The sequence below is a fragment of the uncultured Sphingobacterium sp. genome, from assembly GCF_964277905.1.
Lineage (GTDB): Bacteria > Bacteroidota > Bacteroidia > Sphingobacteriales > Sphingobacteriaceae > Sphingobacterium > Sphingobacterium siyangense.
Map to the genome: position 1 here is coordinate 166,767 of NZ_CAXYKD010000001.1, position 18,619 is coordinate 185,385.

13 protein-coding genes are annotated in these 18,619 nt (G+C 41.3%); 7 read left to right on the forward strand and 6 right to left on the reverse strand.

The features are described from left to right. Positions 1 to 73: 73 nt before the first annotated feature. Entirely contained in the window at positions 74 to 1,192 is a 1,119-nt protein-coding gene (gene dprA / locus ACHWSC_RS00605; protein WP_394675466.1) for a DNA-processing protein DprA, read from the reverse strand. A gap of 87 nt (positions 1,193 to 1,279) precedes the next feature. On the opposite strand from dprA, the gene ACHWSC_RS00610 reads away from it, so the two are divergent. The 3 genes from ACHWSC_RS00610 to ACHWSC_RS00620 all read left to right on the forward strand — a co-directional run bounded on the left by ACHWSC_RS00610 (position 1,280) and on the right by ACHWSC_RS00620 (position 2,354). Then, a complete protein-coding gene (locus tag ACHWSC_RS00610; protein WP_394675467.1) occupies positions 1,280 to 1,441 on the forward strand; it encodes a hypothetical protein in 162 nt (53 codons plus the stop codon). 13 nt (positions 1,442 to 1,454) lie between these two features. Next, on the forward strand, positions 1,455 to 1,688 hold the full coding sequence (locus tag ACHWSC_RS00615) for a hypothetical protein (protein ID WP_293905108.1): 234 nt from the start codon (positions 1,455 to 1,457) through the stop codon (positions 1,686 to 1,688). Between the two features lie 75 nt (positions 1,689 to 1,763). Further along, the gene (locus tag ACHWSC_RS00620; protein WP_394675468.1) at positions 1,764 to 2,354 is read left to right on the forward strand and encodes a hypothetical protein; all 591 of its coding nucleotides are present in this window, start codon (positions 1,764 to 1,766) and stop codon (positions 2,352 to 2,354) included. On the opposite strand, the gene rsmG is transcribed toward ACHWSC_RS00620, so the two are convergent. Further along, positions 2,355 to 2,990, reverse strand: coding sequence for a 16S rRNA (guanine(527)-N(7))-methyltransferase RsmG (gene rsmG / locus ACHWSC_RS00625; RefSeq protein WP_394675469.1), 636 nt, complete (start codon positions 2,988 to 2,990; stop codon positions 2,355 to 2,357). Positions 2,991 to 3,012: 22 nt separating this feature from the next. Continuing rightward, positions 3,013 to 4,155: a glycosyltransferase gene (locus ACHWSC_RS00630; RefSeq protein ID WP_394675470.1), complete on the reverse strand. Its 1,143-nt coding sequence runs from the start codon at positions 4,153 to 4,155 to the stop codon at positions 3,013 to 3,015. Between the two features lie 275 nt (positions 4,156 to 4,430). On the opposite strand from ACHWSC_RS00630, the gene tgt reads away from it, so the two are divergent. From tgt to ACHWSC_RS00645, 3 genes are all read left to right on the forward strand, one after another. After that, the gene (gene tgt, locus ACHWSC_RS00635) at positions 4,431 to 5,561 is read left to right on the forward strand and encodes a tRNA guanosine(34) transglycosylase Tgt (RefSeq protein WP_075991063.1); all 1,131 of its coding nucleotides are present in this window, start codon (positions 4,431 to 4,433) and stop codon (positions 5,559 to 5,561) included. A gap of 26 nt (positions 5,562 to 5,587) precedes the next feature. After that, a complete protein-coding gene (locus ACHWSC_RS00640; RefSeq protein ID WP_088163445.1) occupies positions 5,588 to 6,664 on the forward strand; it encodes an LptF/LptG family permease in 1,077 nt (358 codons plus the stop codon). A gap of 96 nt (positions 6,665 to 6,760) precedes the next feature. Further along, positions 6,761 to 7,672 carry a DMT family transporter gene (locus ACHWSC_RS00645; RefSeq protein WP_070560678.1) on the forward strand — a complete coding sequence of 304 codons (912 nt, stop codon included), beginning with the start codon at positions 6,761 to 6,763 and terminating at the stop codon, positions 7,670 to 7,672. A 45-nt stretch (positions 7,673 to 7,717) separates the two neighbouring features. Here ACHWSC_RS00645 and ACHWSC_RS00650 read toward each other — a convergent pair whose 3' ends face one another. Further along, positions 7,718 to 10,759 (reverse strand): VIT domain-containing protein, encoded by a 3,042-nt coding sequence (locus ACHWSC_RS00650; protein ID WP_394675471.1) that lies wholly within the window; start codon positions 10,757 to 10,759, stop codon positions 7,718 to 7,720. Between the two features lie 340 nt (positions 10,760 to 11,099). On the opposite strand from ACHWSC_RS00650, the gene ACHWSC_RS00655 reads away from it, so the two are divergent. After that, positions 11,100 to 12,389, forward strand: coding sequence for an esterase-like activity of phytase family protein (locus ACHWSC_RS00655; RefSeq protein WP_394675472.1), 1,290 nt, complete (start codon positions 11,100 to 11,102; stop codon positions 12,387 to 12,389). Between the two features lie 151 nt (positions 12,390 to 12,540). On the opposite strand, the gene ACHWSC_RS00660 is transcribed toward ACHWSC_RS00655, so the two are convergent. Both ACHWSC_RS00660 and gltB read right to left on the reverse strand, forming a co-directional pair. Continuing rightward, on the reverse strand, positions 12,541 to 14,001 hold the full coding sequence (locus tag ACHWSC_RS00660) for a glutamate synthase subunit beta (protein ID WP_394675473.1): 1,461 nt from the start codon (positions 13,999 to 14,001) through the stop codon (positions 12,541 to 12,543). 15 nt (positions 14,002 to 14,016) lie between these two features. Further along, complete coding sequence (gene gltB / locus ACHWSC_RS00665) at positions 14,017 to 18,531, reverse strand: glutamate synthase large subunit (protein WP_088160254.1); 4,515 nt, start codon at positions 18,529 to 18,531, stop codon at positions 14,017 to 14,019. Between the last annotated feature and the right edge of the window lie 88 nt (positions 18,532 to 18,619).

Here is an 18,619-nt window from a genome sequence, read left to right on the forward strand (position 1 = left end):
TGGTTGGGTATAATGGTGAATTTTTGTCGTGCTCCAAACGGCCTTTCGGCGCTGGTGCATGCTATGAAATGAGCTAATTTTTTTGAATTTCCGTCTGTCCGGCAGTTTTATACCGTTTTCCAGGTAGGGCGTGAATGAGTGACTGCATTTCAAGTTCCAATAGGATTAAGGCTAATTTACTTTGTGGCCATTTTGTGAGGTCAATCATCTGGTCTATCTCTAATTGTCCTTTTTGCTGAATGAGTGTAAAAAGGAGTTGTTGGTCTTTTGTCAGTGTCAAAGGAAGGCTAAGCTGTTGGTCAACAGCTTTTATGCTGACTTCCCAATTCATGAGATATTCGAGATCCTGAAGTCCTCTAATCATATGAGCACGGTTGGTTTTGATGAGGTAGTTGGTGCCTTCAGAGCTTTTTTCATAAACGGCTCCTGGAAAGGCGCATACATCGCGGTTGTAGCTGTTGGCAATTTCGGCAGTAATCAATGCGCCTCCTTTAATTGCAGCTTCTACGACAATGGTGACATCTGCCATACCGGCTATGATGCGATTGCGCATAGGAAAATTACTGCGCTCAGGTAATGTGTTGGATGTAAATTCTGTCAATAAACCGCCTTGGTCTAGCATTTTTGTGGCAAGTTCGCGATGGGATGCGGGGTAAATTCGATCGAGACCATGCCCTAATACAGCAACGGTTGGAATATTATTTTTTAGTGCGTTGCGATGTGCTAATGCGTCAATACCATAAGCAAGACCACTAACGATTAAGGTGTCTTTGGTACAATTCATGGCTTCTAGCAAATCTTCGCATATTTTCTGGCCATAATAGGTCGCATGTCTAGTGCCGACGATACTAATAACTTTTGCACTGTTGAGTGGTTGGTTCCCTTTATAATAGACAACAAGCGGAGAGTCTTCACATTGTCGTAGCCTATTGGGGTAATTTTCGTCTTCCAGCCATAACGCTTGTATCTGATGTTTTTCGATAAAAGCGAGTTCTTTTTCACAGGCGGGCATATAGCTTTTATTGTATATTGCTTCGGCGATTGACTCACGTATCCCAAGAATTTGCATCAAATCTTTTTTTGAGTACGCAAATACGTCCGCTAAATCGTGACCTTGGTCAATGATGTGACGCGCTGTTCTAGGGCCAATCCCCTTGATTTTCGTCAAAGCTATGGGATAAATTAGTTTCATAATTGGGTTTATCTAAATATATGAAAAATATAACGAGCTGTTGTACTTTTTGTTAGAATTGCTCAGGCTTCTTGTATTTTTAGTGGAATGACGAAGTTCTTAATCGGAGGAGATCACGTGCCTGCTGGAAAATTTGCGGATTGCTCTAGAATGAATGCAATTTTCCCGAGCTTATTTGAGATCTCCTGGGATGAAATATTGGTCAATTATGGAAAGAAAGAAGAGGAATTGGTAACTTTGAACGATTAATGATATTTTAACTATGGAAATGAAAGAACCTTTTGATATCGAATTGGGGGATGTAGTTTATTCTGTTTTCCCTGAGGAAGAAGATACGTATGTTATTTTTAAGGATGGCGTGGAATACGTAAAGATTATTAAAGACAATGATACAAACTGGTTGAAACTTAATCCAGAAACGGAGCTTCCTATGTTCGGTATGGATGAAGAAATCAATCTAATTGGCTTAGAAATTAAAAAAGAATTGGGTCTTTAGTCTCTTAAGTTAAAGATAGTTAAATACTTTTTAATTTTATTTATAGTTGGTTATTTTGGTTTATCAATTATAAATATGGTACGTATCGGATTTCTATCTTTATTGTTTTTCTGTGTCTACTTTTCATTTTATCGGCCGGGAGCTTTTGCCCATCCAGCGGAATTTTATTATCAGGATACCATTGGAAAAAAAGGAAGCCAAAAAGATACTTTGCGTTTGGATACTGTTTCGATCAAACGTAAATCAGCAGCGGATAAATGGGAAGAAAAAAAGGAGGAGTATAAGTCGATCTTTTTCTGGGGTGATACGAAAAATATGGTGACCTTGCCTCATCAGGGCGGAATTGCCGTCAATCTGAACAAGCCTTACAATAAATTCAGTCGAAAGGGACGAAATTCGAGAAAACTTCAACGTCAGTTTGAAAAAGAATACCAACAGGATCTGATTCGTGAGGAATGGTATCCTTTGACAGGGGAATACAGCAAGCTATCGGGAGATTCTTTGCGCAAATTTAGGATATACTATGAACCTTCCTTAAAATGGCTTCGTGAGAATGATCGTTATGAGAAGATCGCTTATATCCATAAGTGTTTAACGAACTACCTCGATTCTGTAGACATTATCCATAGGAGACTTCAGTTTCCTATGGGTAATGCCAAACTTTAATTACATAGGTACGTATACCAGATATTTTGTATCAAAGAAATCTTCTTTAAAGTAATCTGAAAGTGGGTGTAATTCTGCTTTGAGCTTAGATTCTTTGATCTCTTCGGTGAGATCTCCGCCTTTTAAGTAAAGAATTCCATTAGGGATCCCGTTTTTATCTTTTTTTGCGAATTTATTCTGTATCCAAGGCGTAAATTCTCCAAGTCTTGTCACCGCACGTGATATGACAAAATCATATTTGTCGTCGAGTTGTTCTGCGCGGATATGATCTGCTTCAACATTCTGGAGACCGAGTCCAGCTGCAACTTCACGTACGACCTTAATTTTTTTGCCGATAGAATCGACCAAATGGAATTTGACTTCAGGAAACATAATGGCCATTGGGATACCTGGAAAGCCTCCTCCGGTTCCCACATCCAAAATTTGTGTTTCTGGCGTGAGCTCTTGGACAAATTTAGCGATACCTAGCGAATGTAACACATGGTGCAGGTAGAGGCTATCAATGTCTTTACGTGAAATAACATTGATTTGGCTATTCCAAAATGTATAGAGGTCGGCAAGTTTTGCAAACTGTTCTTTTTGAATATCCGTTAATTTTGGAAAATAGTTATAGATGATATCAACTGTTGGATTCAAAGCTTCGTATTTTAAAAGTGAATTATTTCCAGCTTATTTTTTTCTTTTTTCTGCTGAAGATGCCATTGATGCAAATATAGAAATAGTAGATGAAGTCTACCAAAGGCAGCCACCAAATCAGTTCCTTTACTTCTAGTTTTTTATAGATGTTGGCAAATATTATCCATTGGGCAATCAGCCTTAGAAGGTAGGCTGTAACGGGAACATACCAGTACATTGGAAAGGCAATCGCTGTTGCGATAAGTGCTATGTAAAAGAAGACTGCCGATACCAGCTGGGTGCCCAGCATGCGCTGATGTCGCTTTTTGTAAATGGTAGAGGCGCCTGAGTGTCTTGCTTTTTGCTTGTAATAGCTCCTCCAGGTCGCTTTGGGTTCCGAATAGACAATGGATTCGGCTGCCAGTGCAATGTTAACGTTGGTCGGATTTGCATTTTGGTTAACAAAAAGATCATCATCGCCGGATTTAATATGCATATGTGCTGCAAATCCTTTGTTACGAAAGAAAAGGTCTCTTTTGTAAGCCATGTTGCGCCCTACTCCCATATAGGCATCGCCCTTTAGGGCATAGGAGAAATAACTCATGGCAGTATGGCTAGTTTCAAATCGAATCAATAGATTTAGCAAGCTTTTTTTCTTAAAATAAGGAGAATAGCCTAGTACAATTTCTGTTTCCGGTCTGAAAGCTGCGGCAATTTCTTTGAGCCATTGATCGGATTGTGGCGCACAATCCGCATCGGTAAACACCAGTGTCTGGTGCTTTGATGCTTTGATACCCATACTGACGGCAAACTTTTTACCATGTTTCAAGCGAATATGCTCTTTGATATCCACAATCTTTAAATTGGGATATTTTGCTTCGAAATCATGCAATATCCAAGGCGTATTGTCTGTTGAGAAATCATTGACAACAATTACTTCAAAATTGGGATAGTCTTGATTCAGTATACTCGGAAGGAATTCGGGAATATTATCCTGTTCATTGTGTGCACAAATAATAACGGATAGCGGTGGGAATTCGGTTCCTTCTTGTACAGGTTCAATTTGATAACTACTCAATTTGCTATATACAAATAAGATGTAGTACAATTGTATCAATAGGAAAAGACCCAATACTCCGAAAGCAATATATGGAAGATTGGCCAAAAATACGTGAAGGTCAAGCATAGCTCACAAAGATAAGTGCTTTCCGCAACTTTTTTATAGGGGAAAAATGATAATTTATTTTTGAAACATCCTGTTTGCAAATCTTTTTATAGTATTTTTGCAACGTATTCTAGGGATGAATCCGAGCTTGGGTGGAAATTAGGAAAGCTATAACGACTTTTTAAGTTGCAACTAGTTGAAAATGAGTTTTTAATTTTTCACTCCAAATGCCGATATCGCCATTTCCATGGCAAATCATTCTTTAAAATAGAAATAGTCTCAGAGGAAAAATATTAATGAAATTTACGCTACAAGCACAAGATAAGTTGTCAAAAGCACGTGCAGGTGTTGTCGAAACTGCACACGGTCCCATTCAAACACCTATTTTTATGCCTGTTGGTACGGCAGGTACAGTGAAAGCAATTCATCAACATGAATTGAAGAACGATATTGAAGCGCAGATTATTTTGGGTAATACGTACCACCTCTATTTACGTCCAGGGTTGAATGTGTTGAATAAAGCCGGCGGATTGCATAAATTCAATGGTTGGGATCGACCTATTTTAACAGATTCTGGTGGTTATCAAGTGTATTCGTTGACCGAAGTACGTAAGATCAAAGAAGAAGGGGTTACCTTTCGTTCCCATATCGATGGATCAAAACATCTATTTACACCAGAAAATGTAATGGATACGCAGCGTATTATCGGTGCGGATATCATTATGGCATTTGATGAGTGTACGCCTTATCCATGTGATTATGGGTATGCACGTCGTTCTTTGGATATGACCCATCGTTGGCTGAAACGCTGTGTGGATCGTTTTGATAGCACTGATCCGCTATATGGGTATGATCAAACTTTGTTTCCAATTGTTCAAGGATCTGTTTACAAAGATTTAAGAATAAAATCTGCAGAGACTATTGCTTCGTTTAACCGCGAAGGAAATGCGATCGGTGGATTATCGGTTGGCGAACCTGCGGAAGAAATGTATGCTATGACCGAAGTTGTCTGTGATATCTTACCGCATGACAAACCACGTTATCTTATGGGGGTGGGAACACCGGTAAATATTCTTGAAAATATTGCCTTAGGGGTGGATATGTTCGATTGCGTTATGCCAACCCGTAATGCTAGAAATGGCATGCTTTTCACACAAAATGGTATTATCAATATCAAAAATGAAAAGTGGAAAGATGATTTTTCACCAATAGAAGCGGAGAGTGATCTGCATGCAGATCAATTTTATTCGAAAGCCTATCTAAGGCATTTGATTAAATCACAAGAAATTCTTGGGGCACAAATTGCTTCTTTACATAATTTGCATTTTTACCTTTGGTTGGTTAATCAGGCTAGGGAGCGAATCATTGATGGAACTTTCTACGATTGGAAAAACAAAATGGTGAAAATATTGGATCAACGTTTGTAGAACTAAATAGCTCAAGTAAAAAAATGCTGTCGTTAATCGATCGTTACATTATCAAAAAGTATCTAAGTACTTTTTTATTCACTATGGCGATATTTACTGTTGTCATGGTGGTTTTTGACGTGTCCGAACGATTGGATGATTTTTTAAAATATCATGCACCCCTCGATAAGATTATTTTTGAGTATTATGCGGGGTTTATTCCCTTTTACTTAAATTTTCTTTGTCCGCTGATCAACTTTATTGCGGTTATTTTCTTTACCTCCAAGATGGCGGACCAAACTGAAATTGTCCCAATTCTAAGTGCCGGGTATAGCTTTAACCGTTTGCTTCGTCCTTACATGATCGCTGCAACCCTGATATTTGCCATTTCTTTGGTATTCAACATTTTTATTATTCCGAATACGAATAAAATGAAGGTTGATTTTGAAAATATCTATGTAAAGCCACCCAAGGATAACTCGAGGGTTTCTACTCACATGCAATTGGACAAAAACAGCTATGTTTATATAGACAATTTTGATAATACAACCAAAACAGGATACGGCTTTGTACTTGAAATTTTCAAAGGGGATACCCTCAAGGAAAAAATGATGGCTGACCGTATTACTTGGGACTCGGTGGCAACAAAATGGAAGATTGAAGGGTATACCAATCGTATTATCAACGGACTGCATGAACGCATGGACAAAGGAGCCGTTAAAGACACGACCTTGGATATGAAACCTTCGGATTTTGAGGTACGTGATAACATGTTTACCGCCATGGATACACGCGAATTAAATATTCGTATCCATAAGGAGGAGATCCGGGGAACCGGAGTTATGAACGACTTATTACTTGAGAAATACAAGCGTTATGTGTATCCATTTTCAGCTTTTGTACTGACCTTGATGGGTGTGGCACTGTCCTCCAAGAAAGTGCGTGGGGGGATAGGATTGAGCCTTGGTATTGGTATCGCGTTAAGTTTTACGTATATCGTCTTTATACAGTTTGCAACTATGTTTTCTTTGAAAGGGGGACTGCCACCGTTGATAGCCGTATTAATTCCGAATGTTACCTTCTTTTTGGTAGCACTATACCTGGCGATAAAAGCGCCAAAGTAATTTTTGTTCAGTTTTCAATAACTTCAGTGAGCCTGCCTTATAAAGGGAAATAATAGGTATTGCTCATCATTTCTATACAAATGTATTCTAGAGAATATGACTAAAATTCAATTAAATCGGAATATTTTAATTCTGCATTTAACAATACTTATTTGGGGGTTTACCGGAATTTTGGGTAGTCTGATTTCCGTATCCGCCCTTCATTTAGTCTGGTATCGTGTTGCAATAGCGTCTATCGCGCTGTTGATCTATTTCTTGGTAACCAAACAATCGATTGTAGTTTCGCGGAAACAGTTTCTCCAATTTTTTATGGTGGGGGCCGTTGTTGGACTGCATTGGGTATTATTTTTTTATTCGATCAAAGTATCTACCGTATCGGTGACATTGGTTACGCTATCCTCGGTGACTTTATTTACGGCAATATTGGAGCCTATTGTGAATAAAAAGCGCATTGCACTGTTGGATATTGTTGTTGGTTTGGTAATTATCATTGGTATTTATACGATCTTTTCTTTTGAAACACATTACCTCGTTGGTCTATTGGCGGGGCTTGGTTGTGCGTTTTGCGCGAGTATATTTTCTATCGCCAATGCGCGCATGGTTAAAAAATCGAGCCCAACCCTGATTACGTTCTATGAGATGATGGGGGCATGCTTCTGGATCAGCATATTGATGTTGTTTACAGGAGATTTCAACGCTGAAATGAAATTGGGGCAGCAAGATTTAATTTATCTGCTGTTGTTAGGTGTGGTTTGTACGGCGGTGGCTTATGTTATGGGCGTTGCTGTTATGAAGGAATTGTCTGCTTTTACTGTTGCGCTGACAACCAATCTGGAGCCTGTTTATGGTATTCTGTTAGCGATGTTGATATTTGGGCAAAAGGAGACCATGAGCGGCGGGTTTTATCTTGGAGCCTGTATCGTTTTAGGAGCAGTATTTACTTACCCTTATGTAAAAACCAAATTGGAGAATAGACAAAAGGATCTGGTTATTCGTAAATTGCATTAATTGAGACAGTGAAGTCAATTTATTGACTTCACTGTCTCTGGTAATCTACTGGAATGAAAATTCGCCAATCCCAATATTGCGCTCCTTATTGCGGTCAAGGTAGATCGTAACGATTTTTCGTTCTTGCTTCCCACTGCTATAGTAGGTATAGATTTCAGCCATGACAGCCGCTGGACCTGCTAGCGTAAGGGAACCATCGTTAAAGAAATCAACTTCAATTTTATATTTTCCTTTTAGTGCTTTTTTCAATAAAAATTGTTCAGGGCCATAGCCGCCAGTAAAGTCATTGCTGAGTCGACCCCCAATCGCTGTGACTGGATTACTATAAAAGCATTTTTCTTGATTTGGATCAGTTACCCAAAGGTCTATATCGGTATTTTGTGAATTCCAATTGATAACAACACGAATGTCAACGGGCAGATCCGCAATCAATTTTTTGTTCACGGTAACTGTGGAGCTTGCAGCTTTGTTTGCTTTAATGAGATTATTGATTTCCATAACCAATGTTTCTTCAATACCGTCATCGCGGTCGGCGGCTTCCGGGGAGTAGCTCTGTATCAAAATCCCATATAATTGTTCTAGTGCTTCCTTGAACATACCTTTGTCTTGTAAGACAAGGGCATAATCGCGGTGGCTTTGTGGATCCATTGGACGCCATTTTAAAACCTTAGCTGTAATGAATAGTGCATTATCGTAATCGCCCCATTCCCGTAACTTATAAGAGATGGTTTTGTAGAGATCTGCATTTTCAATTTGTAAGTCTGCGAGTGCACTTAAAATGAGTAACGCTTTGTCTCGATCCCCTCTTTTGAAAAAGAAGTTTGCGACATCAAAATAAAAAGTTGGCGTTCCCATATACTGATCCCGAAGTTGGAGATAGCTTTTGTAAGGATCTTTGGATTGAATAAGGTCCTGTAAATAGGCTTGGTCTTCTTTTATTTCGGGGATGCTAATTTTTCCACGTATGTTGTTAATGCCGCTTGGCGTTTGTAGGCCAGCTACACGCCCTTCTAAGGATTGAACAACAGCGAATTCCTGAAGAACGTCCTCAGATGCGGCCGCCTTCGCCAGTTCGCTGGTTGCTGTATGGGCAGTGCTTGAATTGCCAGTTGCCGAGATGCTTTTCGCTGAGGTTCCGTCAGACGAACGCAATTCTAAGGCTAGCGTGGGAGCTGCAGGACTAGCTGAGGGACGCGACGGAATGGGTGTAACAGGAGCAACACCGGTAGCCATCTCTTCGGCAACCGCAGGTTCTGGAATGCGAATTAATCTTTTACGCTTTGGATATTTCTTTTTTTGCTGAAAATCGGTATTCCACCAGGACCGAAGCTGTTTGGTAATATCTTGAGCCTGATCCAACAAGTCTGCTACACGTTCTTCCTTTGCGATACGTGCTTCTTTTATGAGCCGATTAAATTCGGAAAGCAATTCGGCAGGTGGAGTTATTGCATAACGTATGTAATCTTCTACAGTTTCCAGTACAATTAAGCTGGTATTTCGGGTAACAATACCGAACTGTTTACCAAGGGTTTCAATTTCTTCACGATTGTCTTCGTATTGAAGATCCAGCGCTTCAATTTTCTTTTGTGCCCAGATCTGTTGTAGGTCAATTTCACCATGGTCAGGTTGCAGCGCTATACTAATCTCTTGTGGTGCTTGTTGCCCATCTCCTACAAGTACTGTGAGCTGCTTCATTCCTGGGTGTTTCCCTAAGCCTGCGATAGAAAAATTGGCTTGTATTCGGGTACCTTTTTGAGGATAAACTTCCTCAAAATCATTTTTTTCTTTTATCCCCAGATAGATAAGGTTTATCGTATTTAGATTATGATAAGCTTCAGTTATTGAGGTATTGACTAAATTGATCATCTTTCCAATATGTTTTTGGGCAATTTGTTTTAGGACACCATAGTCCGACCCACTGGATGAAGTAATGCAATAGACTGGATTGTCAAGGCTCATTTTACTTTGACCAAATGTAGAAAGGCCGTCGCTAAACAGCAGGTAATTGCTGGCCTTGATTACACCGGCCTTTATTTGGCTATAATCTGTACCGCCATCGTAATTAATTCCTTTGATGTAGTTTTTGAGATCATTCCAATTACCTTGACTTACCTGAAACGTATGCCCTTTTACAAAGCGGATGTCCAATAAGCCCAGATCAACAGTCATATTGGGGTTTTCTTTAAAAAAGAGATCTAATAGCGCGAGTTCCTTTTCTATATCTCTATTTTTACTGCTGAGCGAACGGTCCCATATAATTCCAATGCTGTGCCCCCATTTCTTTTGAGCAGGTTTTATGGAGTTGACGCTTGCATTGGCAAGAAAATAAAAGGTATTGTCATTATTTGCCTGAAATAGACCTGATGTTTCCCTGTTGTCTGTCGGCAGTTGAATGACTAAATTTCGCTGGGATTTAAACTGTTGTTTATGTAAAGAAGCTGTGTAATTGCTGTTATGTTGTGAGAATGCCAACGAACCATCTGGTTTCTCTGTGAAATCTGGCTTATATGTGTCTTGAAAGACATGGATATCCAAGGTGAAGTTTTCAATGGGGGATGTATAGTTTAAGGGTAGGTGGTAGTAACGAGCCTGATCGGATGCTGTTGTCAGATTTTCCGAATAGCTGATCTGAACGGTCCGCTTCCCATTCGCTGGTAATGGGTAAATCCGAGTTCGGAAATTATTTCCTTCGACTTTTTCCAATAGACCGGGATCGACCCGGCGTGTTTCTATACTTTCAAATACTTCGGTACCTTTATTTTTATCGACTGGAACTGCCTGGCGTAATTTGCCGTTGATATCTAAGGCGTAGCCGCTCACGGAGACGCCTTCCGGCATAGGGAATGTCAGTTCGCCCTCGAGATCGCGATTGGTCTTATTGTCGAAGACCATTGTCATCGTCGTTTTGGCCATATTTCCGAAGATCGCAACATCTACTTTTAGGTCTGCCAACATCACCTTGTTTTGCTGGCCATCGTCATTTTTAATTCTTAAGCTGGGTATTTCGCGTGTAGTTTTGATCTGAGATTTCGTATCCACATTGGAAAATACCAAAATTATGAAAAGGGCAACTATAATCTTTTTCATCTTTCTATGTTTAGTAGGTGAGGTCCGTGAATACATCGATGGTTCGCGGCACAATTAGTTGTTATTTTTCTAGTGATGCAGGAAAATTCAAAATTCCATAACCGAGGGTATTTAATTTTTATAGGATGTTTTTTACGATAGATGCAGTTTATTTAAACTTATGTTAATGATTGGCTAATATCTGGCAATTATGTTTGCATCAGTATTCGGACAGCCAGCCAAGCATAGATTGTTTAGACTAACCCTACTGTTTTATCAGATATGCAAGGCAACAGGAATAGAATTTGGCTATTGGAGTGAACCTGAATAGCAGTAAACATTATTTGAAAAATTTGTACAGATGAAAAAAATATACAGTGTACTGGGGATAGCCCTATTGTGTGCTTCATGTAGTAAAGATGATGTGTCGCAGATTACTGACCCGACAGAACTGACCTATCCGCAAAAGGCAATAGCAACAGACCCAAAAGTATTAAGTGATATTAATGGTGTAAAAGTGTATAATGGAGGCTATGGGTCTTCGATGGTCCAAGATCCTACTGATAAATCTATATTTTATCTTTTAACTGATAGGGGACCAAATATTGATGGGACAGAAAGTGATAGTAAAGTATTTGCTACTCCGGCATTTGCACCGCAGATCGGTAAATTCAGATTAAAGGAAAATACGCTAACATTGGAATCTGTTATCGAATTGAAAAATAAAGATGGTGTGAAATTGAATGGTCTGCCAAATCCTGAAGGGAAGGGTGGTTCTGGAGAAAAAGCATTGGGGGTTGATGGTAAAGATCTAGGGAAAAGCGAGGATGGAATCGATTCAGAGGGACTAGCGAGAGCGGCGGATGGATCTTGGTGGGTCAGTGACGAATACGGACCACATATCGTTCATTTTGACGCTTCGGGAAAAGAAATCGAACGGATTAATCCTTGGTCTACGGGTAAAAAGTTGCCTTTGGTATTTGCCAAACGTCGTCCTAATCGCGGAATGGAGGGATTGACGCTTACACCAGACGGTAAAACATTGGTCGGAATCATGCAATTTCCACTGTATAATCCCTCTAAAGACGCGATTAAAAATTCGTTGGCAATCCGTATTGTTACGCTCGATATTGCGAGCGGCGCCACGAAACAATATGTCTATATGATGGAGCGTACCGATTTGCAGGCTGTGAGTGAAATCGCTGCCGTGAGCAATTCAACATTTATTGTCTTGGAACGTGATGGGGAATACGCGACAGAAGCAACTCGCTCTACTGTATTTAAGAAAATTTATAAAATAGATCTTTCTGGCGCAACAGATATCTCGGATGCGAATAATACCGCAACTGGGAAATTATTTGACGGTAAAACTGTCGAGGAACTCAAAGACGCAGCTACATTGGCAAAGTATAATATTAAACCAGTCAATAAGACATTGGTTGCTGATTTAATGACTGACATCAAGGAATTGTATCCGCATGATAAAGCAGAGGGCTTGGCTGTCATTAATCCATTCATGATCGCGGTATGTAATGATGATGATTTTGGGGTGACTGGAAAAGGCTTCTATGAGTCGAAAATATTACCTTACATAAAGACTGTAGACAAAAACAGTATTTATTTTGTTAAGCTTAAGGACCCATTGAAATAGGGACTAATTACTGATCATAAAAAAGGTCCGTTGAATTTTCAACGGACCTTTTTATGATTTTATACTGTTCAAGCTTTCGTCCTTATTACTGAATATTGAAGGTGGCTTGGCGTATCATTAGTATGCCCCCCCTGTTGAGCGCGGCCTACTTTTATGCATTTATTGTCGCCAGGAAGTCTTTGCTTTCAAGCTCTGAATACCCCATTAAGTATTCATCGACTTTTCGAGCACATTCGCGTCCTTCGGAGATGGCCCAAACAACAAGCGATTGGCCTTTACGGCAGTCTCCGGCAGTGAAGATATTATCAATAGTCGTTTGGTAGTCTTTGTCATTTGCAAGGATATTTCCTTTTTCATCTACACGAACACCTAACTGTTCTAAGAGCGTATGTTCAGTGTGTTGATAACCAATAGCCAATAATACGAGGTCTGCCGGTATTTCACGGATCTCGGATTCTCCTAAGCGGGTTCTTTTTCCAAATTCATCAACTTCGTATTGAACTTCTTTGATTTTTATAGCTTTGATATGGCCATCTTCATCTTTAACAAACTCTTGCGTTTCTGTAGCCCAAAGTCTTTCACAACCTTCTTCTTGGGAAGAGGAGGTTCCGAATGTGAGCTTGTCCATCGGCCAAGGATTGTTTTTTAGGCGGTGTTTAGATGGTGTAGGTTTGCGGGCAATCTGTGTAATACTTTTTGCACGATGACGATTGGATGTACCAATACAGTCCGATCCGGTATCGCCGTCACCGATGACAACAACATGTTTGTCTGTTGCCAAGATGCGGTCTTGTTCGACAGCAATTCCACTTACTTCTTTATTCTGTTGGGTCAAAAAGTCCATGGCAAAATGTATGCCTTTAGCTTCATGTCCCGGTAATTGCATGTGCCAAGGAACGGTTGAGCCAGTGGCCAATATAACTGCATCATAAGCTTTTAATTCATAAAAGCTGATATCTTTGCCAACTTCTGTGTTAACCTTGAATTCTATTCCCGATTCTTTCATGAGATTGATACGACGATCGATCACCGATTTTTCTAATTTAAAATCCGGAATACCGTAACGGAGTAAACCTCCAACCTGATCATCACGTTCGAAGACGATAACATCGTGCCCAGCCTTATTGAGCTGAGCGGCAGCCGCTAGTCCTGCTGGACCAGAGCCGACGACAGCGACGCGTTTGCCTGTTTTTAAATAGCTTTTATGTGCTTTGACATAACCCTTTTTAAAAGCAATCTCAATAATATGTTTTTCGATCTCCTCAATAGTGATCGGAGTACTATGTATGCCAAGTACACAGGCTGATTCGCATGGTGCCGGACATATTCTACCTGTAAATTCAGGGAAGTTATTGGTGGAGGACAAAATCTGATAAGCCTCTTCCCATTTTCCATCGTATACGGCATCGTTAAACTCAGGGATGACATTGCCCAGTGGGCAACCTGAATGACAAAATGGAATGCCGCAGTCCATGCAGCGCGCGGCCTGCTTATTGAGCTCGTTCTCCGAATACCCTTTATTGAATTCCTTAAAGTGCTGTACGCGACCTTCCACAGCTTCTTTTGTCGGAAGCACGCGCTCAAATTCTTTAAAACCTGTAATTTTTCCCATGATGTGCTTCCTATATTATGCTTCAACTAATTTTTGACGAATGACATTTTTGTATTCTCTAGGGAATACCTTAATGAATTTATTTTTTTCTCTTGACCAATTTTGTAGAATGAAATCTGCTCTACGGCTATTGGTGAGTAAGATATGACGTTTCAGTAAGGCGATAATTGCGGTTTCGTCTTCACTTTCCAATGGGTCCAGATCGACCATTTCCTGATTGCAGTTTTCGCGGAAATCCTCGTTAATGTCGTAGATCCATGCGATACCACCGCTCATTCCGGCAGCAAAGTTACGACCCGTTGCCCCTAAGATCAGCGCACGGCCCCCAGTCATGTACTCACAGCCATGGTCACCAACACCTTCAACTACAGCTGTTGCGCCTGAGTTACGTACTGCAAAACGTTCACCGGCCTGTCCGTTGACGAATAGATGTCCGGATGTTGCTCCAAATAGTGCAACGTTGCCGATAATGATATTATCTTCCGGTACAAGAGCACTTTCTGCAACTGGATAGATTGCTAACTGCGCTCCTGATAGTCCTTTTCCAACATAATCATTGGCTTCACCTTGTAATTCAAATGAAAGACCCTTTGTTGAAAATGCACCGAAACTTTGTCCGGCCGAACCTTCAAATTTGAAATTGATGGTATTGTCAGGTAGACCTTCAGAACCATAGAGTTTTGAAATTTCATTGGATAACATTGTTCCGATGGTGCGGTCTGTATTTTTGACCTTGAATGTGCCAAATACAGGGGTTTTGCTGTCTAAAGCCAATTTTGACTGTTTTAGGAGGCCCCAATCCAAAATCATAGCCATGCCGTGATCCTGCTCTTCGGTATTGTATAACGATTGTCCAGGCTCGTTGCGTTCCACATGTAGAATGTCTGTGAAATCAATTTTCTTAGCTTTCCAATGGTTTATATTCTCGCGTTTTTTCAAGAATTGAGCTCTTCCCACCATTTCGTTGATGGTACGGAAGCCTAGATAAGCCATAGTTTCACGGACTTCCTCCGCGAGGAAGGTAAATAAGTTGACAATATCTTCTGGTTTTCCAGAGAATAATTTACGCAGTTCTGGATCTTGAGTTGCAACACCTACAGGACACGTATTCAGGTGGCATTTACGCATCATGATACAGCCGCCGGCAACCAATGCTGCTGTAGATACGCCCCATTCCTCAGCGCCCAATAGTGTAGCGATGATGATGTCGCGACCTGTTTTTACCTGGCCGTCCGCTTGTAACACGACACGACTGCGCAATTTGTTTTTAACAAGTGTCTGATGCGCTTCTGCAAGGCCTAATTCCCAAGGTAGTCCAGCGTGCTTGATTGAACTGATTGGAGATGCACCTGTACCACCATCAAAACCTGCAATAAGAATGACGTCGGCATGGGCTTTTGCAACTCCGGCAGCAATGGTACCAACACCTGCTTTAGAGACCAATTTTACGTTGATTCTTGCTTGACGGTTAGCATTCTTTAGGTCAAAGATCAGCTGGGCTAAATCTTCGATGGAGTAAATATCGTGGTGGGGTGGTGGTGAAATCAGACCGACACCCGGTGTAGAGTGTCTGGTTTTTGCAATCCAGGCATCCACTTTGGGACCCGGTAATTGACCTCCTTCTCCCGGTTTGGCACCTTGGGCCATTTTGATCTGTAGTTCGTCCGCTTGTGTCAGATAATTGGACGTGACACCAAAACGAGCCGAGGCAACCTGTTTAATTGCCGAGCGCATAGAATCTCCATTTGGAAGCGGTTGATAACGCAATTCATCTTCTCCACCTTCACCAGTGTTCGATTTTGCACCGATGCGGTTCATGGCGATGGCAAGGGTACTATGCGCTTCGTGGGAAATTGATCCAAAGGACATCGCTCCGGTTGCGAAACGTTTTAGAATTTCACTAGCAGGTTCTACTTGCTCCAATGGAATAGAATTGCGATGTTTTGCAAAGTCCAACAATCCACGAAGAGTAAACATATGTTCCTTCTGCTCGTTGATTTTCTGAGCGTATTTTTTATAGGTTGCGTAATCTCCGGTGCGACAGGCCTGTTGCAATAGGTGAATCGTGTCGGGATTCCAAAGGTGGCCTTCACCGCGGCGTTTCCATTGGTAAATACCGCCCTCTGGCAATAGATTTTGCGGTGTACGGCTTTTTTCAAATCCACGCCAGTGTTTTGAGAGGGCTTCTTTGGCAAGATCATCTAATGTCATGCCACCGATACGTGAGACTGCTCCGCAGAAAAATTTATCAACGACAGATTTGTCGATGCCGAGTACCTCGAAAATCTGCGCTCCGTGGTAGGATTGCAATGTAGAGATCCCCATTTTGGAGAAAATCTTCAACAAACCATTATTGACGGCCTTGACGTAGTTTTTGGATAATTCTGGCCAAGTGAGCTCTGTATCTAAGGTATTTTGTTCCTTCATCGTACGGATGCTCGCCAATGCCATATACGGGTTGATCGCAGTGGCACCGAAAGCTAATAGGCAGGCAAAATGGTGCACTTCCCAAGCATCACCGGCTTCGACCACGAGACCTACAGCGCCACGGTTACCTGTTTTGATCAAGTGGTGATGGACTGCTGAAACAGCAAGTAACGATGGTATTGCTGCATGTTTGGAATCGATCGCACGATCTGAAAGAATTAAGACTTCAAAACCATCACGTACGGCATCATCCGCATAGCGGCACAAGCGTTCCAGACCTGCTTCCAATGATCCAGGCTTACCATCTGAGCGGAAATAAGACTGAATGGTTTTTGCTTGGAACAATCCTGTGTCGATCGAACGCAATTTCTCCAGTTCTTTGGAGGTCAAGATTGGATGCGGTAAAGTCACACAGTGACAGAATTTCTTGTCTTCGATCAGTATATTGCCTGCATTACCGATGAATGTTGCTAAACTCATGACCAAGCGTTCGCGAATCGGATCGATTGGCGGGTTGGTTACTTGGGCAAAAAATTGCTTAAAATAACTTGAAATATGCTGTGGTTGATCGGACAGAATGGCCAGCGGAACATCGGACCCCATTGAGCCTGTCGGTTCGTACCCTGTCAATGCCATTGGGGTCAGGATGGTTTCCAGATCCTCGCGGGAGAAACCAAATGTCTTTTGATATTTGAAAACGGAATCTTTGGAAAGATAGGTGTAGGTTACACGAGGCTCTTCCAGTTCTTCCAGTTTGATTTTGTAATTGTCCAACCAATCGCTGTAGGGCTGCTGGTTGATCAGCTGATCTTTTACTTCGTTATCGGTAAGGATACGGCCCTGTTCCATATCGACAAGAAAAATCTTGCCTGCTTGTTGGCGGCCTTTTTTGATGATGGTAGACTCCTCGATCGGAAGCGCTCCCGCTTCAGAAGCAACAACGACGCGGTCGTCTGAGGTTACGGCATAACGTAGTGGACGTAAACCATTGCGGTCTAGTGTAGCACCAATATGCTTACCATCGGTGAAGCAGAGGGCTGCAGGACCATCCCAAGGCTCCATCAACGTCGCATGGTATTCGTAGAAAGCACGTTTTAAAGGATCCATTTGTGTATTGCCATCCCAAGCTTCAGGTACCAACATCAACATGACGTGGGTGAGGCTACGACCGCTGTGTAAAAGAAGTTCCGCTACATTGTCGAGGCAGGCCGAATCGGACTGACCACGGTCAACGATTGGAAGTAAGATTTCCATCTCTTCTTCCGTAAAATAGGGCGATGATAAAGCGCGCATACCTGCATAAAACCAATTCAGGTTACCTGTCAACGTATTGATCTCGCCATTGTGTGCCAGCATACGGAATGGTTGAGCAAGCGACCATGAAGGGAAGGTGTTGGTGGAAAAGCGCGAGTGAACTAAGCCAAAAGCAGATACCACACGAGGATCGCGTAAATCAAGATAATAAGTTCCGACCTGGTATGTTGTTAATTGACCTTTGTAAATAATTGTTTTGCAAGAAAGCGATGCAAAGTAAAGCGGGAGAGGATATTCTTGTTGTTGTTTAACTTTTTGAATGATCAGGCGACGTAGTACAAAAAGTTTGCGTTCAAATTCTTCAGTGTTTGAAACGCCGTCCGGTCTGCTGACAAAAAATTGGACAATTTCAGGTTCTGCACTGAGCGCTGTTGGTCCAATACCTTCACGATTGACTGGTACTGGACGGTAGCCAAGGAATTTCATACCCCTTTCTGTTGCCGCTTCCTCAATCAAATCCCGACATATTTTGTTCATGTCTTCTTCTTTAGGAAGAAAGACCATACCTGTGCCATAATAACCTGGCTCTTCCAGTTGTATACCCAAGTTGATACATTCTTCCCATAAAAATTCATGTGGAAGCTGGATCATGATACCTGCTCCGTCACCGCTTTCTGGGTCACAGCCACAAGCACCGCGGTGTTCCATGTTTTCCAACATGGTCAATGCATCCTTTACTTGTGCGTGTGATTTATTCCCTTTGATATGGGCGACAAAGCCTACCCCACAGGCGTCATGCTCAAAATTAGGGTCGTAGAGGCCCTCCGTTTTCGGTCTTTGTTGAATCATCTTTCCTTTTCAAATATTATACATTGCTAATATAGGAATAAAAAACGTAAATATTGTAAATATTCTAATGAAAATGTATTTAATTTGA